Consider the following 21,551-nt stretch of genomic DNA (forward strand, 5'->3'; position numbering starts at 1 on the left):
GCGGCGGCGTCACGCTGCGCCATCCGCCGCTCAGCGGTAATAGCGGCGGGCGCGGCGCTCGGCCTCGCGCACCGCCTCTTCCGGCGTCGACTGGCCGGAGGAGGCGGCGGCGAACATCTGCACCACCACGTAATCCGCGGCCACCGACCCCGAGGCCTGGCTGATCGGCCCCTTGTAGCCCGACCAGAACTCCACCGTGTTGGTGTCGCGATAGACGGCGAGCTTCGGGTCGACCTTCCAGACCTCGGCCTCGGCATAGGCGGCCAGCGGATGCGACCAGTAGCCGCCGCAGCCATTCAGCCAGGTCTCGTACTGCTCGGCCTCCATCATGAAGCGCAGGTATTCCTTGGCGGCATTGGGGAAGCGGGTGTGCTTGAACACCATGGCGTTCAGCAGCAGCACGTTCTCGGCCATCTTGCCGCCGGGGGCGAAGGGCATGCGCGCCATGCCGGTATCCTCGGCGATGGCGGCGGTCTTCGGGTCGTTCTTCAGCGAGAAGTACATCGAGACGCCGTTCTGCGTCAGCCCGATCTCGCCGGCCGCATAGGCGCGGTTGTTGTTGATGTCGCCCCAGGACAGCGTGCCGGGGATGAAGGTCTGGTACAGCTCGCGGGCATAGCGCAGCGCGTTGATCGTCTGCGGGCTGTTGATGGCGACCTTGCCGGCCTCGTCCACCACCATGCCGCCATGGCTCCACAGCAGCCAGTTGCAGAAGGCATTGCCGTCGCCCACCGCATTGCCCAGCGCGAAGCCGGCCGGGTGGCCGTTCTTCTTCAGCGCCTGGCAGGCCTTGAGGAAATTCTCATGGTCGGTCGGCAGGGTGTCGTAGCCCGCCTCCTTCAGCCAGGAGATGCGGTAGACGCAGGGGCCGCCGGAGCCGCCCATCGGCAGCGCCACCCACTGCTCGGTGCCCCACTTCTTGCCGAAGCGCTGCGGCAGCGCCAGCCAGCCGCCGTATTTCTGGCCGAGATAGCCGGCGAGCTCCGACAGGTCGAGCACCTTGTCGGCATAGATATGCGGGTCGTCGGCCCAGGCCACCACCACGTCGGGGCCGGCGCCGGTATTGGCGGCGACCGCGGTCTGCGGGCGGAGGTCCTCCCAGCCGGCAAAGTCCACGCGCACCTGCACGCCGGTCTGCGCGGTGAACTTGGCGGTGTTGGCACGGAACACCGTCTCGTCGGCATCGACGAACTTGGTCGGGCGCAGCACGCGCAGCGTGGCGCCGCTTTCGATCGGAGCAGCCGGCGGGGTGGCATTGCCGAGCGGGATGGCGGCGCGGGCGCGGCCAGGGGCCGCCATCCCGGCCGCGAGCGCGCCAGCGCCCAGGCCCAAGGCGCCACGACGGGTCAGGTCATGCATTCTCGTCGTCCTCCAGACGGGCGGCACCGTTCAATCGGTGTCTCGCCGAAATTTAAGAAAGGCCGGGGGAAGGTATTCCCCCGGACCCCCATCTATTTTTATTCGTTAAGCGGCATTCAGGCGGTGGCCGGTTTCGCCGTGGAACAAATGCGCCAAAGCGGGGTCGGGCAGGACGTGGATGGTCTCGCCGACGCGGGCGGTGATGCGCTCGCGGAAGGCGCCCGTCACCGCCACGCTGCCAGCCTTGCCGCTGACCTGAGTCTCGGAGCCGGTGGGCTCGATCAAGGTCACCACCAGCGGGATGCCCTCGGCCACCAGGGACAGGTGCTCGGGGCGGAAGCCATAGGTGGCGCGCTGGCCCTCGGTGGCGCGGGCATCCGGCGGCAACGGCCAGGCCTGGCCGCCGCCATCCGGCTGGAAGGCGCCGCCCGTCACCACGCCCGGCAGCAGGTTCATCGCCGGCGAGCCGATGAAGCCGGCGACGAAGACATTGGCCGGCCGGTCATACAGCTCCAGCGGCGCGCCGATCTGCTCGACATGACCGCCATGCATGACGACGATCTTGTCAGCCATGGTCATGGCCTCGATCTGGTCATGCGTCACATAGATCGTCGTGGTCTTCAGCCGCTGGTGCAGGTCCTTGATCTCGGCCCGCATCTGCACGCGCAGCTTGGCGTCCAGGTTGGACAGCGGCTCATCGAACAGGAAGACCTGCGGGTGGCGGACGATGGCGCGGCCCATGGCGACGCGCTGCCGCTGCCCGCCCGACAGCTGCCGCGGATAGCGGTCCAGCAGCGCCTCCAGCCCCAGGATGCGGGCGGCGCGCTTCACCTCGCTGTCCATCACCTCGGCCGGGGCCTTGGCCAGCTTCATCGAGAAGGCCATGTTGTCCCGCACGGTCATATGCGGATAGAGCGCGTAGTTCTGGAACACCATGGCGATGTCCCGGTCCTTCGGCGGGACGTCGTTGACCACGCGGCCGCCGATCGAGACCTGCCCGCCCGAGATATTCTCGAGGCCGGCGATCATCCGCAGCAGGGTGGACTTGCCGCAGCCCGAGGGGCCGACCAGGACCACGAACTCGCCATCGGCGATGTCCACGTCGACGCCATGCAGGATGGCGGTGCTGCCGAAATTCTTGCGGACGTCGCGGATATCGACCGTCGCCATCGTTCAGCGATCGCTCGCGGCGCGGGGCGGCATGGGCAAAGCGCAGCCCTGCCCGTTTGCGCTATGGCGCATCAGCATCTCCCTCGGAATCCCTCTGGCCAAAAGCTCTGACGGCCTGGCTCGCCGGAAGCTTAGGATTAACCGGCGGATGATTGCAACACACGCTCTACCGCGCCGCGGCATGCGCCCCGCAGCGCAGCAAAAAGAAGCTGGCCGCCAGGATGACAGGCGGGTAACAGACGCAGGACGCCCGCCTGTCGCCGGCGCCTTCCCCAGCGGAGACCCTTGGCCCGCAATGCCCGACGCCCTGCCCAGCAGCCCGCGCCTCGGCATGGTCGCCGGCATCGCCGCCATGCCGCGCTACCGGCCGGCGGCTGGCGGCCAGGGCTGGCGCGCCGCCCCGCTGCGGCGGCTGGCCAAGCCCTGGGCCCTGGCGACCGCGCCGCTGCTGGCGCGCGCGCCGCTGTTCCCCTGGCGCCTGGCCCGCGCCACCCGCCGCCTGGCCGAGGGCGGGACGGCCGGCCTGCCGCTGGCCCATGCCGAGCGGTTCTTCGGCCCCGACCTGCGGCTGCAGCTCGACCCAAGCCGGCTGCGCTGGCAGCTGATGGACACGGTGACCGATGGCCGCCGCATCCACCACCTGGCCCAGGCCTTCCTCGATGGCGGCGACTGGACCGGCGCGCGGGAGCCGCTGGCCGGCAGCGTGGTGCAGCAGGAAATGGCTGCGCTGCTCGACACCACGCGCCCCCTGCAGGACAGCCCGATCTACCGCTACATGCTGGCCCGCATCGCCGAGGGCCGGCCGGAGCAGCGCAACGCCGTGCGCCTGGCCACGCCCGCGCTGATCGACGCCTATTTCGCGCATTACCGCGGCCTCGCCGCCCGCCTCCGCGCCGAAGGTTTCCTGGCGCGCGAGGCGCTGGACCGGCGCTTCGCCGCCTCCCCCCTGCGCAGCGCCGCGATCGAGCGGCGGGAGGGCGAGGTCGGCATCGCCATCGGGCCGGAAGGCGAGGTCCTGCGGCTGCTGGGCGGGCGGCATCGCACGGCGCTGGCGCAGCTGCTCGGGCTGCGGCGCATCCCGGTGCGCGTCCGGCTGGTGCATGCCCGCTGGCTGCAGGCCGAGACCGGCCGCCAGGGCCTGCCGGCGCATCAGGCGCTGCTCGCGGGGCTGCACCGCCTGGCGGGCTGAGCTCGGCCCCTTGCCGGCGCCGATCCCCAGGATTATTTTGCGGCCTCATCGTTAGCAAGCTACATGTGAGATGGCTACCCACCCCACCGAATCCGCCCTGCGCGCCGCCTTCCTGACCGAGCTCTCTGTCTCCGGCCGCAAGCTGCGCACCCTGTTCGACGCCATCGTCCGCAAGCGCGGCCTGACCCTGGCGCGGGCCCGGCTGCTGCTGCATCTGCGCCAGCACGGCGCCACCCGCCAGGGCGAGCTGGCCGCGGTGCTGGAGCTCGAGCATCCGACGGTGGTGCGGCTGCTGGACGGGCTGGAGAAGCAGGGGCTGATCGCCCGCCATGCCGTCGAGGGCGACCGCCGCGCCAAGCTGGTGGCCATCACCGAGGCGGCGGCCCCCACCGTCGCCGAGCTGGAGCAGCTGATCGCCGAGCTGCGCGGCACCCTGCTCGCGCCGATCCCGGAGGCCGACCTGGCCACCGCCAGCCGGGTGCTGGCCATGCTGGTGCGCGGCATCGAGGCGATGGGCGCCGCCCAGCCGCCCCGATGAGCGGCGCGGCGCCCCCGCCCCCGGCCGATCCGACGCTGCAGCGGACCATCCTGTGCATCGCCGCCTCGGCGCTGCTCTGGACCACCCAGGGGCTGGGCATGAACCTGGTGGCGGCCAACACCACGCAGATCCAGGGCGCGCTGGGCGCCACGCTGAACGAGACCAACTGGCTGATCGCCGCCTATATGGCGCCCAATGTCAGCCTGACCATCCTGCTGACCAAGATCCGCACCCAGATCGGGCTGCGCCGCTTCGCCGAGATCAGCCTGGGCGTCTTCGTCGCCGCCGCGCTGCTGCATCTGCTGGTCTATGACCTGGGCTCGGCGGTGGCGGTTCGGTTCCTGGCCGGCTGCGCCGCCTCGCCGATCTCGTCGCTGGCTTTCCTCTACATGCTCGACGCCTTCGGGCCGGCCAGGAAGATGAGCTGGGGGCTGAGCCTGGCGCTGACCCTGTCCTCGGCGATGCCGACGCTGGCGCGGCTGATCTCGCCGCCGCTGCTCGACATCGAGCAATGGCACGGCCTCTCTGTGCTGGAGGTCGGGCTGGCGCTGATGGCCCTGGCCACCGCCTGGCTGCTGCCGCTGACCCCGGTGCCGCGGGCCAAGGTGCTGCACTGGCTGGATTTCGTCAGCTATCCGCTGGTGGCGGCCGGCTTCGGGCTGCTGGCGGTGGTGCTGGCGCTGGGCCGGCTCTACTGGTGGTTCGAGGCGCCCTGGATCGGCGTGTGCCTGGCGCTGGCCTTGCTCTGCATCGCGCTCGCCGTCGCCATCGAGCTGACGCGCGAGGCGCCGCTGATGAATTTCCGCTGGCTCGGCAGCCCCGAGATCATCCATCTGACGCTGACCCTGCTGCTGTTCCGCATCGTGCTGTCGGAGCAGACCTCGGGCGCCTATGGTCTGTTCCAGACGCTGGGCCTGCTGAACGAGCAGAGCGCCACGCTCTATGCCGTCATCCTGGCGGCCAGCGTCATCGGCGGGCTGCTCTGCGGCGCGCTGCTGAAGCCCACGCGGGTCGCCTCGCTGCATGCGGTGGCGCTGGGCTGCATCGCGCTGGGCGCCTTCATGGACAGCCAGGCGACCAGCCTGACCCGGCCTGGGAACATGCTGCTGTCGCAGGCGCTGATCGCCTTCGGCGGCGCGCTGTTCCTGCCGCCGGCGACGCTGGACGGGCTGACCCGCACCATGCGCCAGGGCCCCACCTACATCACCAGTTTCCTGACTGTTTTCCTGTTCACCCAGAGCCTCGGCGGGTTGTTGGGCAGCGCCTTGTTCGGCACCTTCGTCACGCTGCGCGAAAAATTCCATTCCAGCCAGATCGTCGAGCAGATCGTCCTGACCAATCCGCAGGTGGCCGAGCGGGTCCGCCAGCTGGCCGGCGCCTATGGCCATGTGCTGACCGACAGCCGGCTGCTGAACGCCGAGGGCCTGGCCCTGCTGGCGCAGACCGCGACGCGCGAGGCCAATGTGCTGGCCTATAACGACGCCTTCCTGCTGGTCGCGGTGATTGCCAGCCTGGCGCTGCTCGCGCTTTTCCTCCACACCGCCTTCGGCCATTGGCGCGCCCGCCTCCAGGCGCGCGCCGATCGCCCGGCATAGAACAGCGACCATGGCCAAAGCCCTGCATCTCAGCCGCACCCTCGCCATCCTCCTGGTCGGCCTCGCCGGCGCCCTGGCGGTGCTCTACGCCTGGCGCCTGCCACCCTTCGAAAGCGCCGTGCAGACCACCGAGAACGCCTATGTGCGCGGCCAGGTGACGGTGATCAGCCCGCAGCTGGCAGGCTATGTCACCGAGGTGCCGGTGGCCGATTTCCAGAGCGTCCATGCCGGCGACCTGCTGGCCAGGATCGACGACCGCATCTACGCGCAGCGCCTGCGCCAGTCGCAGGCGGCGCTGGCCGTGCAGCGCGCCACGCTGGACAACGCCACCCAGGCCCAGGCCAGCGCCGAGGCGCGGATCGAGGCCGCCGAGGCAGGCCTCGCCGCCGCCCGCACCGCGCTCGACACGGCGAGCTCCACCGACCGGCGGGTCGAGGCGCTGCTCGGCCGCGGCGTCTCGACGCAGAGCGCCGCCGACCAGGCGCGCGCTGCGCTCGCCCAGGCGCGGGCCGCGCTGCAGCAGGCCGAGACCACGCTGGAGGTCGCCCGCCAGGACCTGCAGAGCGTCCGCGTCAACCGCAAGTCGCTCGAGGCCGGCATCGACAATGCCGAGGCGGCGCTGCGCCTGGCCGAGATCGACCTGCAGAACACCCGCATCCTGGCGCCGCAGGACGGGCGGCTGGGCGAGATCGGCGTCCGCCTCGGGCAATATGTCACCGCCGGCAGCCAGCTGGCCGCGCTGGTCCCCGGCAATCCCTGGGTGGTGGCGAACTTCAAGGAAACCCAGCTGCACGGCATGCGCCCGGGCCAGGCCGCGAGCTTCACCGTCGACGCGCTGCGCCATGCACGCCTCACCGGCCATGTCGAGCGGTTTTCTCCCGCCACGGGCTCGGAGTTCAGCGTGATCCGCGCCGACAATGCGACGGGCAACTTCACCAAGGTGGCGCAGCGGCTGCCGGTGCGGATTTCGATCGATCCCGGCCAGCCGCTGGCGGAATCGCTGGCGCCCGGCATGTCCGTCGTCGTCAGCATCGACACCGACGCGCGTTGATGTCGCCCGACGCGCCCTGGCAGGTCGCGACCGACGACCATCTGCTGCGCTTTCAGCCGGGCGGCCGCGTGCTGCAGGTGACCTTCGACCACCTGAAGCCGCATCGTGGCCGCGACGGGCTGCCGGAACCCTGGGGCTGGCGCTTCGCCATCCAGAATGGCTGGTCGATCCTCGGCATCGCCTCGCTGAAGCCGGTCTGGTTCCGTGAAGCGGCGCTGCACGCGGCGCTGCTGCGCCTGCGCGACGGCGGCTTTTTTCAGGCCTTCGACCGCGTGGTCTTCGCCGGCAGCTCCAAGGGCGGCTTCGGCGCGCTGGTCTTCGCCTCGCTGGCGCCGGGTGCCACGGTCATCGCCATCGACCCGCAATCGACGCTGGATCGCGGGCTGGTGCCCTGGGAGACGCGCTATCCGCTGGGCGACTGGGCGCCGCCCTTCCGCGACGCGGCCGAGGAACTGGCGACGGCGTCCCGCATCTGGCTGCTGCACGACCCGCATTTCGATCTCGACCGCCGCCATGCCGACCGGCTGTCCGCGCCGGGGCTGCGGCTGCTGCCCTGCCGCCATCTCGGTCACGGGCTCGCCGAAAGCCTGCAGAAAATAGAAATCCTGGGGCCGGTGATGCGCGGCTTCACCGAAGGCACCCTGGACGAGGCCGGCTTCTGGGCGCTGTACCGCACCCGCCGAAAGCTTGTGCGCTATCCCCGCGCGCTCTTCGCCCATGCCCTGGCGCGCCGCCATTTCCGCCTGGCCGAGCGGATGGCCCGGCTGCTGGCCACGCAGCGCGAGGATGGCCACTGGTTCCTGGCCCGCGCCGCGCTGTTCGAGGCGGCGGCGGGCGATGACGCGGCTTTTCTGCGCGGCTTGGCGATGATGCAGAAGGCGGATCGCTAAAGCGCCTCGCCTCCCCCATGCCCGTTGCGCGCCGTTGGGATGCACCATTCCTCCCCCCGCTCCGTCCGCACATATTCTGGCCAGCGCAGGTCGGTCGGGGGATCGAAATCGGCCGGCAGCAGCGGCCCGACCCATTGGGTGCCGCCGATGCCGCCGCCGGTGCGCTCGCGGAATTCGGCTTGCGCGGCCGCCAGCGTCTCCGGCCGCGTCGCCAGGTCGACATAGGTCAGCGCCATGGTCTTCGCCGCGACGAACATCCCTGGATCGACCGCCGCCGGCAGCCCGCCCAGCGCGTTGTAGGCCCAGTTCGGATAGTCGTAGCCGCCCTGGGGCGCGCGCATCCGCGGCCGGCCGGCGAGCAGGCGCACGGTGGGCGCGTGCCAGGAGTAGTCGACATAGTCGTCGGCGCTGAGATGCTGCTGCCAGGGCGGTAGGGCATGGCGCAACGTGGCCTCGAACTCCGCCGGCGGCATCAGGCGGGAGACATTGGCGATGAACGGATCGTCCATCGGCGCCAGGCCCAGATTCTTCTGGATCTCGCGGCCGAAGGCCTTGGCGTCCTCGCCATAGACCGGGGCGCCGACCGCCTGGAGGTTCGCCCAGGTCAGCTCGGTCAGCGCGGTGTTGGGCAGGCCGACGCGGGTCTTGGTCACCCAGCGGACGAAGGCGCGGCAGCCGGTGACGGCGGCGGCGTGGCGGGCATTCTGCGCCAGGACGCGCCAGATCTGCTCCTGGATGGCGATGGAAGACGCGCGCCAGGAATACTGGATCTGGCTGAAGCGTGGCGCCAGGTTGTCGGAGGTCGCGCCGCCGTCGCCCAGGACGAACTCGTTCAGCGTCCAGGAGCCGCTGTGCGGGAACATCGCCTCCTTGGTGTATTTCGTCGTCGTGTACATCAGGCACAGCGCGTCGAGCGCGCCGGGGGCGCGGGCGACGGCGTGGCTCATGTCGATCGGCATCAGCGACTTGTCGACCCAGCGCTCCGGCGCCTCGGCCTCGAAGCTGATGACGGCGCTCCAATAGGCGCCGAAATGGGTTTCCGCCGTCACCGTGTTGGCCGGCCAGGGATGCCAGCAGACGACGGCGTCGAGGTCGTCGAAATAGCCCTTGGCGGCATGGATCGGCTTGGAGCCGCAGACCTTCTCGGCCGGCTCGCCGAAGAGCTTCAGCCGCGCCTGCACGCCATGCTGCTGGAAGGCCGCCTTGGTCGCCAGCATGGCGGCGAGCGACGCGGTGCCCAGCATCGAATGCGGGTCGGTATGGCCGGCGGCATAGGGGTGCAGGCCTTCGCGCGGCGCCTCGTAAGGGGTGACCTGCTGCGAGTTGCCGGGAACCGCGTCATACTCGGAAAAACCGGCCAGGACCGGGCCGCTGTCGCCCCAACGGGCGCAGAAGGCGGTGGGCATCGCGCCGGAGCCGAGCTCGACGTCGAAGCCTTCCTCGCGCAGGATCTCGCCATAGGCGGCGACCGACTTGTATTCGCGCCAGGCCGGCTCGGCGAAAGCCCAGATGCGCTCGTTGAAGGCCGAGAGCCGCGCCTGATTGGCGTCCAGCCAGGCCTGCGCGGTGGCGCGGATGGCGGCGGTGTCGGTCATGCGAAGTCCCCCCTGCTGCCCCGCGATGGTGGCGCGGTGGAGAGACCCCGGCAAGATGGCGGCTGGCGAAAAGCCCAGCGCCGCGCGACGGAAAAACGTTCCGATATCGCGTGGCGATATCTAGCGGTTGACCAGGATCAGGGTGATCAGCACCGCCGTGGCACCTCCGAAGAAGACGATGGCGATGACGATGTTCTCCAGCGCCGAGACCGACAGCCAGGTGCCGGCGACGCGGCCCACGACATTGGCGACGCCGCCGCGGGGCGCGCCGTCGCCGGCGATGGGATAGCCGCAGGAGGGGCAGGCCAGCGCCTTGTCGGAGACGCGGTGGCTGCATTCGGGGCAGGTCATCAGGGCCATCGGCGCGTCCTCTCGTGTTTATCCCGGCGGTGCCGGGTGAATGATGAACTCCACCCGGCGGTTGCGCTGCCGCCCGGCCGGGTCGTCGCCGCCATCGGGGCGGGCATTGGGCACCACGGGGCGGGCCTCGCCATAGCCGATGGTGCGCAGCCGCGCGGCCGCCACCCCCTGGCGCTGCAGCCAGAGCCGCACCGCGGCGGCGCGCCGCTCCGACAGCGCCTGGTTGTAGCCGTCGCTGCCATGGGAGTCGGTGTGGCCCTGGATCTCCACCGGCGACCGCGCATAGGCGCGCAGGATTTCGGTCAGCTGCGCCAGCACCGGGCGGGCATCGGCGCGGATCTCGGCGCGGTCGAAATCGAAGAGCACGTCGCCGGGCAGCGCGATGCGGATGGTGTCGCCGGCTTTCTCGGCGCCCAGCGCGGTCAGCAGCGCCTCGGTGCGCGGGCGCAATCTGCTTTCCACCTCGCGAAGGCGGAAGCTGGATTCCGCCGGCGCGGGCGTCAGGCGGCTTTCGGCGGCGCGCGGGGCGAAGCGGCTGTCGGGCATGGCGTAAGGCCGCCAGACCGGCGCCGGCAGCGCCGCCTCGCGGAAGGTGCTGGGCCGCTCCGACAAAGGCTGCGCGACCGCGACAGCAGGCAGCAACAGCAGGGCGGCAACCCGGACAAGCATCACGGCGCGGCGGGCAGCGGGATCCGCAGCGACAGGCCAGGCGCCGAGATGTCGCTGGCATCCTGGCCATCGTTGAAGACCAGCGTCACCTCGCGCGTCTCCGGCGGCAGGAAGCCCGGGAAGACCAGCGCGCCTTCCATGCTCTGGCCGTTGCGGATGCGCAGGTCGCGATTCTCGGCCGGCTGGCGCAGCGACAGCCGCTGGTCCTCGCCGAAGCGGAGATAGGTGGGCTCGTTGGCCAGCATCACCGAATTGGTCTGCCGGCTGTCGAAGGAGGCGATGATGGTGACCACCACCGCATCCTCGCCGCGCTCGATCGAGCGGGCGACGATGGTGACGCCCAGCGGCACGCTGGCCTGGGCGCGCACCGGCACTGCAGCGGAAGCGGCCGGCGCCTGGGCCGCGGCGGACAGGCTGAGCAGGCCGCAGAAGGCCAGCGCCGTCCCGAGGACGATCGGTCGTGTCACGGCAATCTCTCCCAAGGCCGCGCCTTCGGGCGCTGGCGTCATGGCCGAGAGAAAGCAGCGCCGCGCCGGGCTGGCCAGGGGCCGTGGCCGGCATCTCGCGCGGATGTCATGGCCAGGCGCGGGCCGCGCGGGAATGTGACGCGGGGCTCAGCGCGCGCGGCGGCCGGCGACCTCCTCGACGGCGCCCCGGGTGTCGGCGGCCAGGCGCGAGAGGTCGATCATGGTGACCGTGATCTCCTCCGCCGCGGTGGCGTTGGACTGGCCGATGCGGGTCAGCACGGCGACGCGCTCGTTGATCTCGGCGACCATGGCCTGCTGCTGCTCCATGGCGATGGCCGTCGCGCCGGAGAGGCGGGCGCTGTCATTGACCAGCACCTCGAGCTCGTCCATCGCCACACCCACCGCGGCCGCCGTGCCGCTGCCCTGGCGCGAACGGCGGCCGGCCAGCACCACCACCTCGGAAATCTCCTGCGCCAGCGCCTCGCTGCTGACGGCCAGCTGGCGCACCTCCTCGGCGACGACGGCCAGGCCCCGGCCATGCTCGCCGGCACGGGCCGCCTCGATCGCCGCGTTGATCGCCAGGATATTTGTTTGAGTTGCCAACTTCCCGATCGTCGCCGCGATGCGCGTCACCCGCTCGGTGTCGTCGCTGACGGCATCGACCAGCATGATCAGGTTCTGCACCTTCGCCAGGCTCTCGGCCAGCAGCGCCTTGGCGCGCTCCATGCGGTCATGGCTGTCCTGGATGGCGCCATTGACCTCGCCGATGGCGCCGGTGCTCTGCGACAGGGCTTCGGCCACCTGCTGCAGCTCGCCCAGCTGGGTCATGCTGCCTTCGGAAACCTGGCCGATGGCGCCCGAGGCCTGCTCGGTGGAGATGGCGGTGCGCCGCGCCCCCTCCAGCGCCTGCTCGACCAGCCGCATGGTGCCCTGCAGGTTCTCGCGGAAGACCAGCACGGCGCGCGCCATCTCACCGACCTGGTCGGCGCGGGCGGCCTCGGGCACCGGGGTTTCCACCTCGCCGCGGGCCAGCCGCTCCATGGCGCCGGCGATGCGGCCGAGCGGACGCGCGGTCAGCCGCACCAGCACCAGCCAGGTCAGGCCGAGCCCGACCAGGCCGAAGCCGAAGCCCGCCAGCGTCATCTGCTGCGACCAGCCGGAGACGGCGATGGCGCGGGCCAGGTTGCGGTCGGCATCCAGATGGCCGATGCGCCGCGCCTCGGCCGCCAGCCGGTCGAGCGGCACCGAATGGTCGATCCAGGCGGCATGCAGCGCGGTGAAGCGGTCGCGCTCGTTGGCGCGCAGCGCGTCATGCACCTGGCGGGCGAAATCCGGCATGGCTTGCATGACGTCGCGGGCGCCGCCCAGCAGCAGCGGGTCGATCCGCCCGCCATAGACGGCGGTGAGCTTGCCATAGGCCTGCACGGCGATCTCGCTGTTGCGCAGGATGCGGCGGGCGACGGTCGGCGCCGGGTCGACATCGGCCACCGCGCTGGCGAAGGCGCCGCCCATGCGGGCGACGACGGTGGCGAATTCATCCACCGCGTCGGTGGCCGCCCGATCGGCCACCGCCAGGTCGAGGATGATGGCGTCCTGCTCGCGGTCGATCAGCAGCGCGCCGCCGGCCAGCACGGCGAGGACGGCGAGCATCAGCGCGACGATGGCCATGGCGCGGGTGCGGATGCGGCCGGTCCAGCCGCGCAGCCGCGCCAGACGGGGCCGGGACGCTGGCCCGCTCATGCCGCCGCGCCGCCCTGCTGTTCCGCGATGCCCCGCTGCCGGCCCATGCCCGCGCCCCCCCCTGATGGCGCGCAGCATACAGGAGCGTGGCCGGCCAGCGAACCCCTTGCCCGACCTTGCCACGGCCGAAGCCCCAAAAGGCCCAGCGCCTGATGGCCTGAGGTGGGATCACCGGAAAGCCTGAATCACGCGATCGGACCAAGAGCCAGGACACGTTGTCTTCGTCTTTTCGAAGACGACCTGTCCTAGCGGCCGAACCCGGCCGAGCCCTGGCCGGCGAAGGGCACCACCCCGGCGGGCCAGGCGCCCGCATCCGCGCCGGCCAGCAGCCCGTCGCCGAGCTGCGCCGCCGGGCCCGGCCGGCCGAAAAGCGGGCCCTGGCCGCGCTCGCAGCCCAGGCTGAGCAGGCGCTGCAGCCCGGCCTCGTCCTCCAGCCCCTCGGCGGTGGTGCCGAGGCCGAGGCCGCGCGCCAGGGCGATGATGGCGGCGGCATAATCGGCGCCATCCGGGTCGCCGGCGAAGCTGGCATCGATCTTCAGCCGGTGCACGCGCATCTGCTTCAGCGTCGCCAGATGCGCGCCGCCCGAGCCGAAATCGGCCAGCGACAGGCCGATCCCCGCGGCCCGCAGGGCCGCGACCACCTGGCGGGCGATGCGGTGGTCGCGCAGTCGGGCGGCCTGGCCGATCTCCAGCTCCAGCCGCGCCGGCGCCAGCCCGGTCTCGGCCAGGATGGCCAGCAGCTGGCGCGGCAGCCGGGCATCGAGCAATTGCTGCGCCGGCAGCGGCAGCGCGACCTGCAGCGGCAGCGGCCAGCCGGCGGCATCCTGGCAGGCCTGGCGCAGCATCTGCATGAAGAGCTCGCCCGCCAGCCCGCCCTCGCCCACCTGCTGCAGGAATTCATCCGGCGGCAGCAGCCCGCGCTCCGGGTGCTGCCAGCGCGGCTGCACCTGCAGCGCCACCAGCCGGCGCGAGCCCAGCGCCACCACCGGCTGGTAATGCGCCAGCATCTCGCCGCCGGCGATGGCGCCGCGCAGCCGGGCCTGGTCGCGGGCGCGCTGGCGCAGCGCTCGCTCCATCTCGCCGGTGAAGAAGCGGAAGCCGCCATGGTGGTCGCGCGGATGCTCGCCCCGGTGGTCGCCCCGGTGGTCCCCGCCGGGGTCGCGCTTGGCATGGTACATGGCGAGGTCGGCGGCGCGGATCAGCGCCTCGGCCTCCGCCCCGTCGCCGGGGGCGAGGGCGATGCCGATGCTGCCGCCGAGCTCGGCCGAGATATCGCCCAGCGCGATGGGCAGCGACAGCAGGCGCAGGATGGCCTCCGCCTGGTCCGCCAGCCCGGGCGTGTCGGGCAGGATGAGGGCGAATTCATCGCCGCCGAGGCGCGCCACCATGGCATCCGGCGGCACCGCGCGCTGCAGCCGCAGGGCCAGCGCCACCAGCACGGCGTCGCCCACCGCATGGCCATGCAGGTCGTTGATCGGCTTGAATTGGTCGAGGTCGATGAAGAACAGGGCGCAGCGGCCGCCCTCGGCCAGCAGCCGGGTCAGCCGCGCCTCCAGCGCGCGGCGGTTGGGCAGGCCGGTCAGCGAATCGGCGGCCGCCAGCTGCTCGATCCGCTCCTCGTTGGCCTTCTGCGCGGAGACGTCGCGCACCACCGAGACCAGCTCGCGCGGGGCGCCGGTGGCCGGGTCGCGCACCAGGCGCAGGCTGGCCTCGACCCAGACGGTGCGGCCATCGGCGCGGATGACGCGGTTGCGGCCGCGCTGGTCGCCCTCCCCGGCGGTGACCCGGCGCAGCCTTTCGCGGACGATGCCGAGGTCGGCGGGATGGACGAAGAGGAAGGTGGAGATGCCGACGAGCTGCTCCGGCTCGTAGCCGAGCAGGCCGCGCGCGGCGGGCGAGACATAGGTGCGCGTCCCGTCCAGCTCCAGCCGGACGATCATGTCGGTCGCATGCTCGGCGATCAGGCGGTGGAGCGCCTCGCTGCGGTGCAGGGCGTCGATCTCGGCGGCCGAGGGGCGCGCGCCGGCGATCTTCCACAGCAAGCGCGCCAGGCTGGTCAGCAGCCTGCGAGGCAGCGAGGCGTTCATCCCGGCTGAGCTCCTCTGCCGCCCTTGCGGGCCCTGCTGCCAGAAGGTTTCGTGGCGCGTCCTGCGCCGCCCAAGCCCAGGCGGCGGCCGCGCCAGCCTAGGGCGCCGTTCGCTAACGCCTCCTTAATCGCGGCCCGGCGCGGCGGGCCTCGATATCGGAGACTTGTCAGGTTTTGTCAGGAAGTCCGGTCCGGGCCGGCGGTGCGGCCCGGACCGGCGCGCGCCGGTCAGCAGACGAAATCGGCCTCGGCCACCGGCTCGCCGCGGGCGACGCGGTCGATATTGCCCCACATCTGCAGGATGGTGCTTTCGAAGTTGTCGGCGGCCATGGCGGCGATATGCGGCGTCGCCACCACATTCTCCATGGTCAGCAGCGGATGGTCGAAGGGCACCGGCTCGGTCTCGTAGACATCGGTCGCAGCGCCCAGGATCTCCTTCGCCCGCAGCGCCTCGACCAGGTCGCTCTCGATGACGACGCCGCCGCGCGCGACATTGATCAGCACGGCCGAGCGCTTCATCGACTGCAGCGCGCGGCGGTCGATCATGCCCGCCGTCTGCGGCGTCATCGGGCAATGCAGCGAGACCACGTCGGCCTCGGCCAGGATGGTGGCCAGGTCGGCGAACTCGACGCCCAGCGCCTGCTCCTCCGCCTCCGCCAGGCGGCGGTTCTTGGTGTAGAGGATGCGGCCGCCGAAGGGCCGCAGCAGCCGCGCGACATTCTGACCGATGGCGCCGAAGCCCACGATGCCGATGGTCTTGCCGCTGAGCATGTAGCTGGGCTTCGGCAATTGCGTCGTGCGCCACTGGTGGTTCTGCAGCGTGTGGTGGCCCCAGGCCAGGTTGCGCAGCAGGCCGATCATCAGGCCGAGGGTGAATTCAGCGACGGGGACGGCGTTGCTGCCGGTGGTGCGCGCCACGATCACCCCCTGGGCGCGGGCGGCGTCCAGGTCGAAATTATCGACGCCGACGCCCCATTTATGCAGCAGCCGCGCCCGCGGCGCCGCCGCCAGCAGCGCGGCGTCGACGGCGATCTGGCCGGAGACGATGAAATCCGCGTCGGCCACGATCTCCTGCAGATGCGCCGCCTCCCGGTTCTTCGCATGCTCGAGCTGCATGCCCTCCGGCAGCAGCCCGCGCATGCGGGTCGCGGTCTCCGCGGTGATCGGATCGAGCACGACGATCTTGCTGGTCATTCCTGCGGTCTGGTCCCGGTTGCATTTTATGGCACAGGCGGCGGCGCCGCCGATCGCTGCAGGGTGCTGGGAAATCACGGATTCCGCAAGTCGCCGCCGACGGTGCAAAAGCGCGGTTGAAGCGGCGGTCCTTCATGGCATGATGCCGCCCGAAAAGACGACAAAAGGGGCTTCACCATGCGTATCTGGACCAGCGCGCTGCTCGGCATGGCCGGGATCGCCGCCGCCGCGCTGCCCGCCGCCGCCCAGCAGAGCGGCGCCATGACCCTGATGGCCTATGCGGGCATCTTCCGCGAGAACTACAACGACGTCGTCGTCAAGCCCTTCCAGGCCAGCGGCGCGCCGGTGCAATACGTCGAGGGCGGCACCTCCGCCCAGATGCTGGGCATGCTGCGCGCGCAGAAGGCGGATCCGCAGATCGACGTCGTCATCATGGACGTCACCACCGCCGCCCTGGCCTGCGCCGAGGGGCTGGTGGAGAAGATGCCGGCCGCCGCCTGGCCGATCCTGTCGCAGATCGACCCGCAGGCGCGGGCGGCCGGCGGCGAGTGCGGCCCCGGCGTGATGTTCGACCACCTGGTCATGGTCTATGACACCCAGGCGGTGAAGCCGGCGCCGACGCGCTTCATGGCCATGGCCGATGCGTCGCAGCGCGGCGCGGTCGGCTTCGCCGCGCCGCCGAACATCCAGGGCCTGGCGATCACCGCCATCCTGGCGCAGGCCCAGGCGCAGGACTGGCGCAATATCGGCGCGGCCATGGCCTCGCTGAAGGCGATCGCGGCGAATACCCAGACCTTCGACCCGAAGCCCGACGGCTACACCATGATCCTGAACGGGCAGCTGCGCTTCGCCACCGGCTGGAACGCCCGCGCCCAGCTGTATCGCGACCAGTCGCAGGGCCGCATCGGCGTGGTGCTGCCGGAGGAAGGCACGATCTTCCAGATCAACACCATCAATGTCGTGGCCAACGCCAAGAACCGCGCGCGCGCGGCGGCCTTCGTCAATCATGCGCTGTCGGCGGAGCCCCAGAAGGCCTTCACCGAGCGGATGTTCTACGGCCCGACCAACACCACCGCCCAGGTCTCGCCCGAGGCGATGCAGCGCACCGCCCTGGCCCCGGAATTCCGCAACCGCGTCATCGCCCTCGACTGGGAGGAGATGCTGAAGCTGCGCGACGGCTGGAACCAGCGCTGGCGGCGCGAGGTGATCGCGGCCGCGCCGCGATGAGCTCCCCTGGGATGAAGGCTGCGACCTCGATGCCCGCGCATCCGCATCTGCGGCTGGACCGGCTGAAGCGCCATTACGCCGGGGCGCCCGCCCCGGCGGTGGCCTCGATCTCGCTCGACCTGCCGCGCGGCGCGCTGCTGGCGCTGCTCGGTCCCTCGGGCTGCGGCAAGACCACGACGCTGCGCATGATCGCCGGCCTGGAAATTCCGGATGACGGAAAGATCCTGGTCGGCGGCCGCGATGTCTCGCGGCTGCCGCCGCACAAGCGGCAGATGGGCGTGGTGTTCCAGTCCTATGCGCTGTTCCCGCATATGACGGCGGCCGGCAATGCGGCCTTCGGGCTGGAGATGCAGGGCGTGGCCCGCGCCGACCGCGCCCGCCGTGCCCAGGCGGCGCTGGAGATGGTGGGGCTGGGCGCCCTCGCCGAACGAAAGCCGCGCCAGCTCTCCGGCGGGCAGCAGCAGCGCGTGGCGCTGGCGCGCGCCCTGGCCATCGAGCCGCAGCTGCTGCTGCTGGACGAGCCGCTCTCGGCGCTGGACGCCAAGCTGCGCGAGGGCGTGCGCGACGAGATCCGCGCGCTGCAGCAGCGGCTCGGCACCACCACGGTCTTCGTCACCCACGACCAGACCGAGGCGCTGGCCATGGCCGACCTGGTCGCCGTGATGAATGGCGGCCGCATCGAGCAGCTGGCGGCGCCGGAGGAGATCTTCGAGCGGCCGGCGACCCGCTTCGTCGCCACCTTCGTCGGCCGCGCCGCCCGCCTGTCCGGCCAGCTGGAGCCCGGCGGCGTGCTGCGCTGCGGCGGCCAGGCGCTGCGCAGCACCGCGACGCTGCCGCCCGGCCCGGCCGAGGCCTATCTGCGGCCGCACCGCGTCCGCCTGCTGGAGGCCGGCGCCGCGCCGCCGCCCGGCCATGACAACCTGCTGGAGGCGCGGCTGACCCGGCGCATCTATACCGGCGAGACCATCGCGCTGGAGACCGAGACCGCCGCCGGCCCGGTCACCGCCGAGCTGCAGGCCGGGCAGGACGGGCCCTGGCGCGACCTGCCCACCGGCGCCCCGCTGCGCCTGGCCTTCCGCGCGGCCGATCTCGCGGTCTTCCCCGCGCCATGATCGGCTGGCTGCTCGCCGCCCCCGCGCTGGCGGTCCTGGCCCTGGCCTTCGTCTGGCCGATGGCCGGGCTGTTCCGCATCAGCCTGAACCGCACCACCGAGACCGGCGCCATGGAGGCGGCGGTCACCACCGACAGCTATGCCCGGCTGGTCGGCGACGACTTCACCCGCGAGCTGGTGCTCAACACCCTGACCCTGGCGGCGAGCTCGGCGGCCATCGCGGTGGCCCTCGCCTTGCCGATCGCGCTGCTGGTGCGCGGCGCCTCGCCACGCTGGCGCGGGCTGCTGGCGCTGGCGGCCGTCGCCCCCCTGCTGGTCTCCGGCACGGCGCGGCTGGTGGGGTGGATGGCGATCCTCGGCGACCAGGGCATGATCAACGCGCTGCTGACGGGGATGGGGATCAGCACCGGGCCGCTGGCGCTGATCAACAACTGGACCGGCGTGCGCATCGGCCTGGTCGAAAGCCTGATGCCCTATGCGGTGCTGGTGCTGCTGGCCGGCCTCGGAAGGCTGGACCCGAAGCTGGAGGAGGCGGCGGCGACGCTGGGCGCCAACCGCGCCCGCACCTTCCTGCGCGTCACCCTGCCGCTGGCGGCGCCCGCCTTGCTGGCGGCCTGGCTGCTGACCCTGGTGCTGGGCATTTCCGCCTTCATCACCCCGCGCCTAATGGGCGGCGGCCGGGTCTTTGTGCTGGCCACCGAGATCTATGACCTCGCCCTCGAGACGGTCGACTGGCCGGGCGCCGCGGCGCTGGCCATGCTTCTGCTGGGCGGCCTGCTGGCGCTGATGATCCTACGCGGGGTCGTGGCCGCCTTCTTCCCTGGCAACCGGGCGGAGAAGACGCCATGAAGCCGAGCTGGATGCTGCGCCTCTGCGCCGCGGTGGGTTTCGCCATCCTGCTGCTGCCGGGCGTGCTGGTGCTGATCGTCAGCTTCTCCGCCGGCGAGTTCCTGACCTTTCCGCCGCCCGGCCTGTCGTTCAGATGGTACGCGGCGCTGCTGTCGAACGCGCAGCTGATGACGGCGCTGGGCACCAGCGCCATCCTGGCGGCGATCGTGGCGACGGTGTCGCTGCTGCTGGGGGCGCCGGCGGCCTATGCCATCGCGCGCCTCGAATTCCGCGGCCGCGGCGTGCTGGCGGCGATGCTGGCCGCGCCCCTGCTGCTGCCGACCCTGGTGCTGGGCCTCGGCCTGCTGCTGGTGCTGCAGCCGCTGGGGCTGGCCGCGACCTGGCCCGGGCTGGTGCTGGGCCATTGCCTGGTCGCCATCCCCTTCGCCGTGCGCATCATGACCACCGCTTTCGCCGCGGTGCCGAAGGAGCTGGAGGCGGCGGCCTGGACGCTGGGCGCCACGCCCTTCCGGGCCGCCGTCCGCATCACCTTGCCCAATGCCGCGCCCGGCGCCATCGCCGCCGCGGTGCTGACCTTCCTGGTCAGCTTCGACGAGACCGTGATCAGCCTCTTCCTGGTCGGGCCGCGCCTGTCGACCCTGCCCGTGGAAATGTTCCGCTATGCCGAGCGCACCGCCGATCCCCTGATCGCGGCGCTGGCCATGACGTTGATCGCCTTCGCCCTCCTGATGGTCGTTCTGGTCGAGCGGCTGATCGGGTTCACCCGTGCCATAGGACGTGACTGATGCCGAAATACATTATCGAGGCGATGCCGGCTGCGATCAGCAGCGAGGTCGTCGCCCTGCTCGAGCAGACCGAGACGGCGACGGTCGGCCATTGGCGGCACTGGGGCTTCGTCGATCGCGGCATCCAGGGGCTGCTGCGCCGCCGCGTCGCCGGCACCGCGGTGACCGTGCAGATCCCGGGCGCCGATTCCACCCTGCTGCACCATGCGCTGGGCCTGCTGCGGCCGGGCGACGTGCTGGTGGTCGACCGCCTGGGCGATGACCGCCATGCCTGCTGGGGCGGCGGCGTCACCGTCGCCGCCAAGGCCGCCGGCGCCAAGGCCGGCGTGGTCGACGGCGCCTGCACCGATATCGAGGAGGTCGAGGGCTCCGACTTCCCGCTCTGGTGCCGCGGCCTGGCGCCGATCACCACCCGCGTCTACGACCTGGGCGGCCGCATGAACGTCCCCGTCGCCATCGGCGGCGTGGTGATCAATCCGGGCGATGCCGTGCTCTGCGACGAGAGCGGCGTGCTGGTCATGCCCCCCGAGGAGGCCGAGGCCGAGGCCCGCGCCGCCATCGCCCGGCAGGAGCGGGGCCTGGCCGTGCAGGCCCGCTGCGCCAAGGGCGAGAAGCTGGGCGATATCTCGGGCGCCACCGCTAAGGTTCTGGCCGGCCTGGTGTGACGTCCTGCGGCGGGGGGTTCTTTCCCCCCGCCGCGGTTGCTCAGAAACGATAGCCGGCGCCGAGCAGGCCAAAAGGCTGGGTCTCGCGCTCGGTGATCGGGCTGTCGGCGGCGTCGCCCAGCAGTTGCACCGCGCCCACCGTGGCAGAAATCCACCAGCGCGGCGTCAGCGCATAGGCGGCGGTGGCGCTGACCCGGGCGCTGCGGAAGCCGCTTTCCGGCCGGTATTCGCGGAACCGGCTGCGCGAGGCCTGGACCCGGTCCACCCCGAACCATTGCTCCATGTCGTCGCCATCGGCCCAGACCAGGCTGGCCGCGCCCAGCAGCGACAGCGATTCGGTCAGGCGGTAGCGGTAGTTGGCGCCCAGGGTCACCGTGGTGCCTTCCTGGTCGCCCAGCGCCTTTTCGGCCTGGATCGAGGCGCCGAAAGCGCCGAAATCGCCGCGCAGGAACAGGCTGGCCTTGGCCGCGCCGTCGATATCGCCCATGCCGCGCAGCCGCGCCGCGTCATCCTCGTCGCGGCCCGGCGCATAGCCGATGGCGCCGCCGACCGAGAAGGGCCCCGAGCGGAAGGCGACGATGCCCAAGCCGTCGCGGGTATTGAGAAAGATAGTGTCGAGCAGCGGCAGGCCGGGGCGGTAGGCGGCCTCGACCAGCGGCAGCGGATTGACCTCCAGCGTCTTGCTGCCGGGATAGGCCGGGCCGATGCCGGCGCCGATGCCCAGCCGCAGGTCCCAGCCGCCCTGGGCCAGCGGCGCCTGGGCCCAGGCCGGGGTGGCGCCGAGGGCGAGCAGCAGCGGAAAGCCGAAAGAAAGACGCATCGGGCAGCGGTCCTTGGCAGGGGCGCGGTCCGGGCGGCCGGGAGGGGCCCGCCGCCCGGACCGCCCCGCGGGAGGAAGGGGACGGAGTGCTACGGCCGGGACGGGCCGCGCTGCCCTGGCTCTAGCCAGGCAAGGTTGCGCCAGGCTGGCAGCGGCCGGTCCTCACGTGATTTTTGACCGCGGAGCTGCCA

20 protein-coding genes are annotated in these 21,551 nt (G+C 71.7%); 10 read left to right on the top strand and 10 right to left on the bottom strand.

Annotated elements, in window-relative coordinates:
* Positions 1–30: 30 nt before the first annotated feature.
* Positions 31–1,359, bottom strand: a complete 1,329-nt coding sequence (locus GVN67_RS07060) for an ABC transporter substrate-binding protein (RefSeq protein WP_159994210.1) — start codon at positions 1,357–1,359, stop codon at positions 31–33.
* A 105-nt stretch (positions 1,360–1,464) separates the two neighbouring features.
* Positions 1,465–2,529 (bottom strand): ABC transporter ATP-binding protein, encoded by a 1,065-nt coding sequence (locus GVN67_RS07065; RefSeq protein ID WP_159994212.1) that lies wholly within the window; start codon positions 2,527–2,529, stop codon positions 1,465–1,467.
* Positions 2,530–2,824: 295 nt separating this feature from the next.
* Between GVN67_RS07065 and GVN67_RS07070 the strand changes: the two genes are divergently transcribed.
* The 5 genes from GVN67_RS07070 (at position 2,825) to GVN67_RS07090 (ending at position 7,792) form a co-directional block, all read left to right on the top strand.
* Positions 2,825–3,718 carry a hypothetical protein gene (locus GVN67_RS07070; protein ID WP_159994214.1) on the top strand — a complete coding sequence of 298 codons (894 nt, stop codon included), beginning with the start codon at positions 2,825–2,827 and terminating at the stop codon, positions 3,716–3,718.
* A gap of 70 nt (positions 3,719–3,788) precedes the next feature.
* Positions 3,789–4,256 carry a MarR family transcriptional regulator gene (locus GVN67_RS07075; protein ID WP_159994216.1) on the top strand — a complete coding sequence of 156 codons (468 nt, stop codon included), beginning with the start codon at positions 3,789–3,791 and terminating at the stop codon, positions 4,254–4,256.
* A complete protein-coding gene (locus tag GVN67_RS07080) occupies positions 4,253–5,851 on the top strand; it encodes an MFS transporter (RefSeq protein ID WP_159994218.1) in 1,599 nt (532 codons plus the stop codon). The genes GVN67_RS07075 and GVN67_RS07080 overlap by 4 nt, the downstream gene beginning before the upstream one ends.
* A gap of 10 nt (positions 5,852–5,861) precedes the next feature.
* On the top strand, positions 5,862–6,902 hold the full coding sequence (locus tag GVN67_RS07085) for an HlyD family secretion protein (RefSeq protein WP_159994220.1): 1,041 nt from the start codon (positions 5,862–5,864) through the stop codon (positions 6,900–6,902).
* The gene (locus GVN67_RS07090; protein ID WP_159994222.1) at positions 6,902–7,792 is read left to right on the top strand and encodes a hypothetical protein; all 891 of its coding nucleotides are present in this window, start codon (positions 6,902–6,904) and stop codon (positions 7,790–7,792) included. The genes GVN67_RS07085 and GVN67_RS07090 overlap by 1 nt, the downstream gene beginning before the upstream one ends.
* Here GVN67_RS07090 and GVN67_RS07095 read toward each other — a convergent pair.
* From GVN67_RS07095 to GVN67_RS07125, 7 genes are all read right to left on the bottom strand, one after another.
* On the bottom strand, positions 7,789–9,387 hold the full coding sequence (locus GVN67_RS07095; RefSeq protein WP_159994224.1) for an amidohydrolase: 1,599 nt from the start codon (positions 9,385–9,387) through the stop codon (positions 7,789–7,791). The two genes, GVN67_RS07090 and GVN67_RS07095, sit on opposite strands and share 4 nt — an antisense overlap.
* Positions 9,388–9,507: 120 nt before the next feature.
* On the bottom strand, positions 9,508–9,747 hold the full coding sequence (locus GVN67_RS07100; RefSeq protein WP_159994226.1) for a zinc-ribbon domain-containing protein: 240 nt from the start codon (positions 9,745–9,747) through the stop codon (positions 9,508–9,510).
* Positions 9,748–9,765: 18 nt separating this feature from the next.
* Complete coding sequence (locus GVN67_RS07105; RefSeq protein ID WP_159994228.1) at positions 9,766–10,416, bottom strand: OmpA family protein; 651 nt, start codon at positions 10,414–10,416, stop codon at positions 9,766–9,768.
* The gene (locus tag GVN67_RS07110; RefSeq protein ID WP_159994230.1) at positions 10,416–10,883 is read right to left on the bottom strand and encodes a hypothetical protein; all 468 of its coding nucleotides are present in this window, start codon (positions 10,881–10,883) and stop codon (positions 10,416–10,418) included. Before GVN67_RS07110 ends, GVN67_RS07105 begins: the two co-directional genes overlap by 1 nt.
* Before the next feature lie 147 nt (positions 10,884–11,030).
* A complete protein-coding gene (locus tag GVN67_RS07115; RefSeq protein ID WP_159994232.1) occupies positions 11,031–12,623 on the bottom strand; it encodes a methyl-accepting chemotaxis protein in 1,593 nt (530 codons plus the stop codon).
* A gap of 245 nt (positions 12,624–12,868) precedes the next feature.
* Entirely contained in the window at positions 12,869–14,710 is a 1,842-nt protein-coding gene (locus GVN67_RS07120; protein WP_159994234.1) for a bifunctional diguanylate cyclase/phosphodiesterase, read from the bottom strand.
* A gap of 227 nt (positions 14,711–14,937) precedes the next feature.
* Positions 14,938–15,903, bottom strand: coding sequence for a 2-hydroxyacid dehydrogenase (locus GVN67_RS07125; RefSeq protein WP_159994236.1), 966 nt, complete (start codon positions 15,901–15,903; stop codon positions 14,938–14,940).
* Between the two features lie 177 nt (positions 15,904–16,080).
* Here GVN67_RS07125 and GVN67_RS07130 point away from each other — a divergent pair, with 177 nt between their 5' ends.
* The 5 genes from GVN67_RS07130 to GVN67_RS07150 are packed head-to-tail and all read left to right on the top strand — an operon-like array spanning position 16,081 to position 20,540.
* A complete protein-coding gene (locus tag GVN67_RS07130; protein WP_235035055.1) occupies positions 16,081–17,130 on the top strand; it encodes an extracellular solute-binding protein in 1,050 nt (349 codons plus the stop codon).
* 11 nt (positions 17,131–17,141) lie between these two features.
* A complete protein-coding gene (locus GVN67_RS07135; RefSeq protein ID WP_235035057.1) occupies positions 17,142–18,242 on the top strand; it encodes an ABC transporter ATP-binding protein in 1,101 nt (366 codons plus the stop codon).
* Complete coding sequence (locus tag GVN67_RS07140) at positions 18,239–19,090, top strand: ABC transporter permease (RefSeq protein ID WP_159994240.1); 852 nt, start codon at positions 18,239–18,241, stop codon at positions 19,088–19,090. Before GVN67_RS07135 ends, GVN67_RS07140 begins: the two co-directional genes overlap by 4 nt.
* A complete protein-coding gene (locus GVN67_RS07145; protein WP_159994242.1) occupies positions 19,087–19,875 on the top strand; it encodes an ABC transporter permease in 789 nt (262 codons plus the stop codon). The genes GVN67_RS07140 and GVN67_RS07145 overlap by 4 nt, the downstream gene beginning before the upstream one ends.
* A complete protein-coding gene (locus tag GVN67_RS07150; RefSeq protein ID WP_159994244.1) occupies positions 19,875–20,540 on the top strand; it encodes an RraA family protein in 666 nt (221 codons plus the stop codon). Before GVN67_RS07145 ends, GVN67_RS07150 begins: the two co-directional genes overlap by 1 nt.
* Positions 20,541–20,580: 40 nt before the next feature.
* Here GVN67_RS07150 and GVN67_RS07155 read toward each other — a convergent pair whose 3' ends face one another.
* Positions 20,581–21,360 carry a MipA/OmpV family protein gene (locus GVN67_RS07155; protein ID WP_159994246.1) on the bottom strand — a complete coding sequence of 260 codons (780 nt, stop codon included), beginning with the start codon at positions 21,358–21,360 and terminating at the stop codon, positions 20,581–20,583.
* Positions 21,361–21,551 lie beyond the last annotated feature (191 nt).

Origin of the sequence: Roseomonas sp. 18066 (assembly GCF_902706185.1) — a bacterium.
Lineage (GTDB): Bacteria > Pseudomonadota > Alphaproteobacteria > Acetobacterales > Acetobacteraceae > Pseudoroseomonas.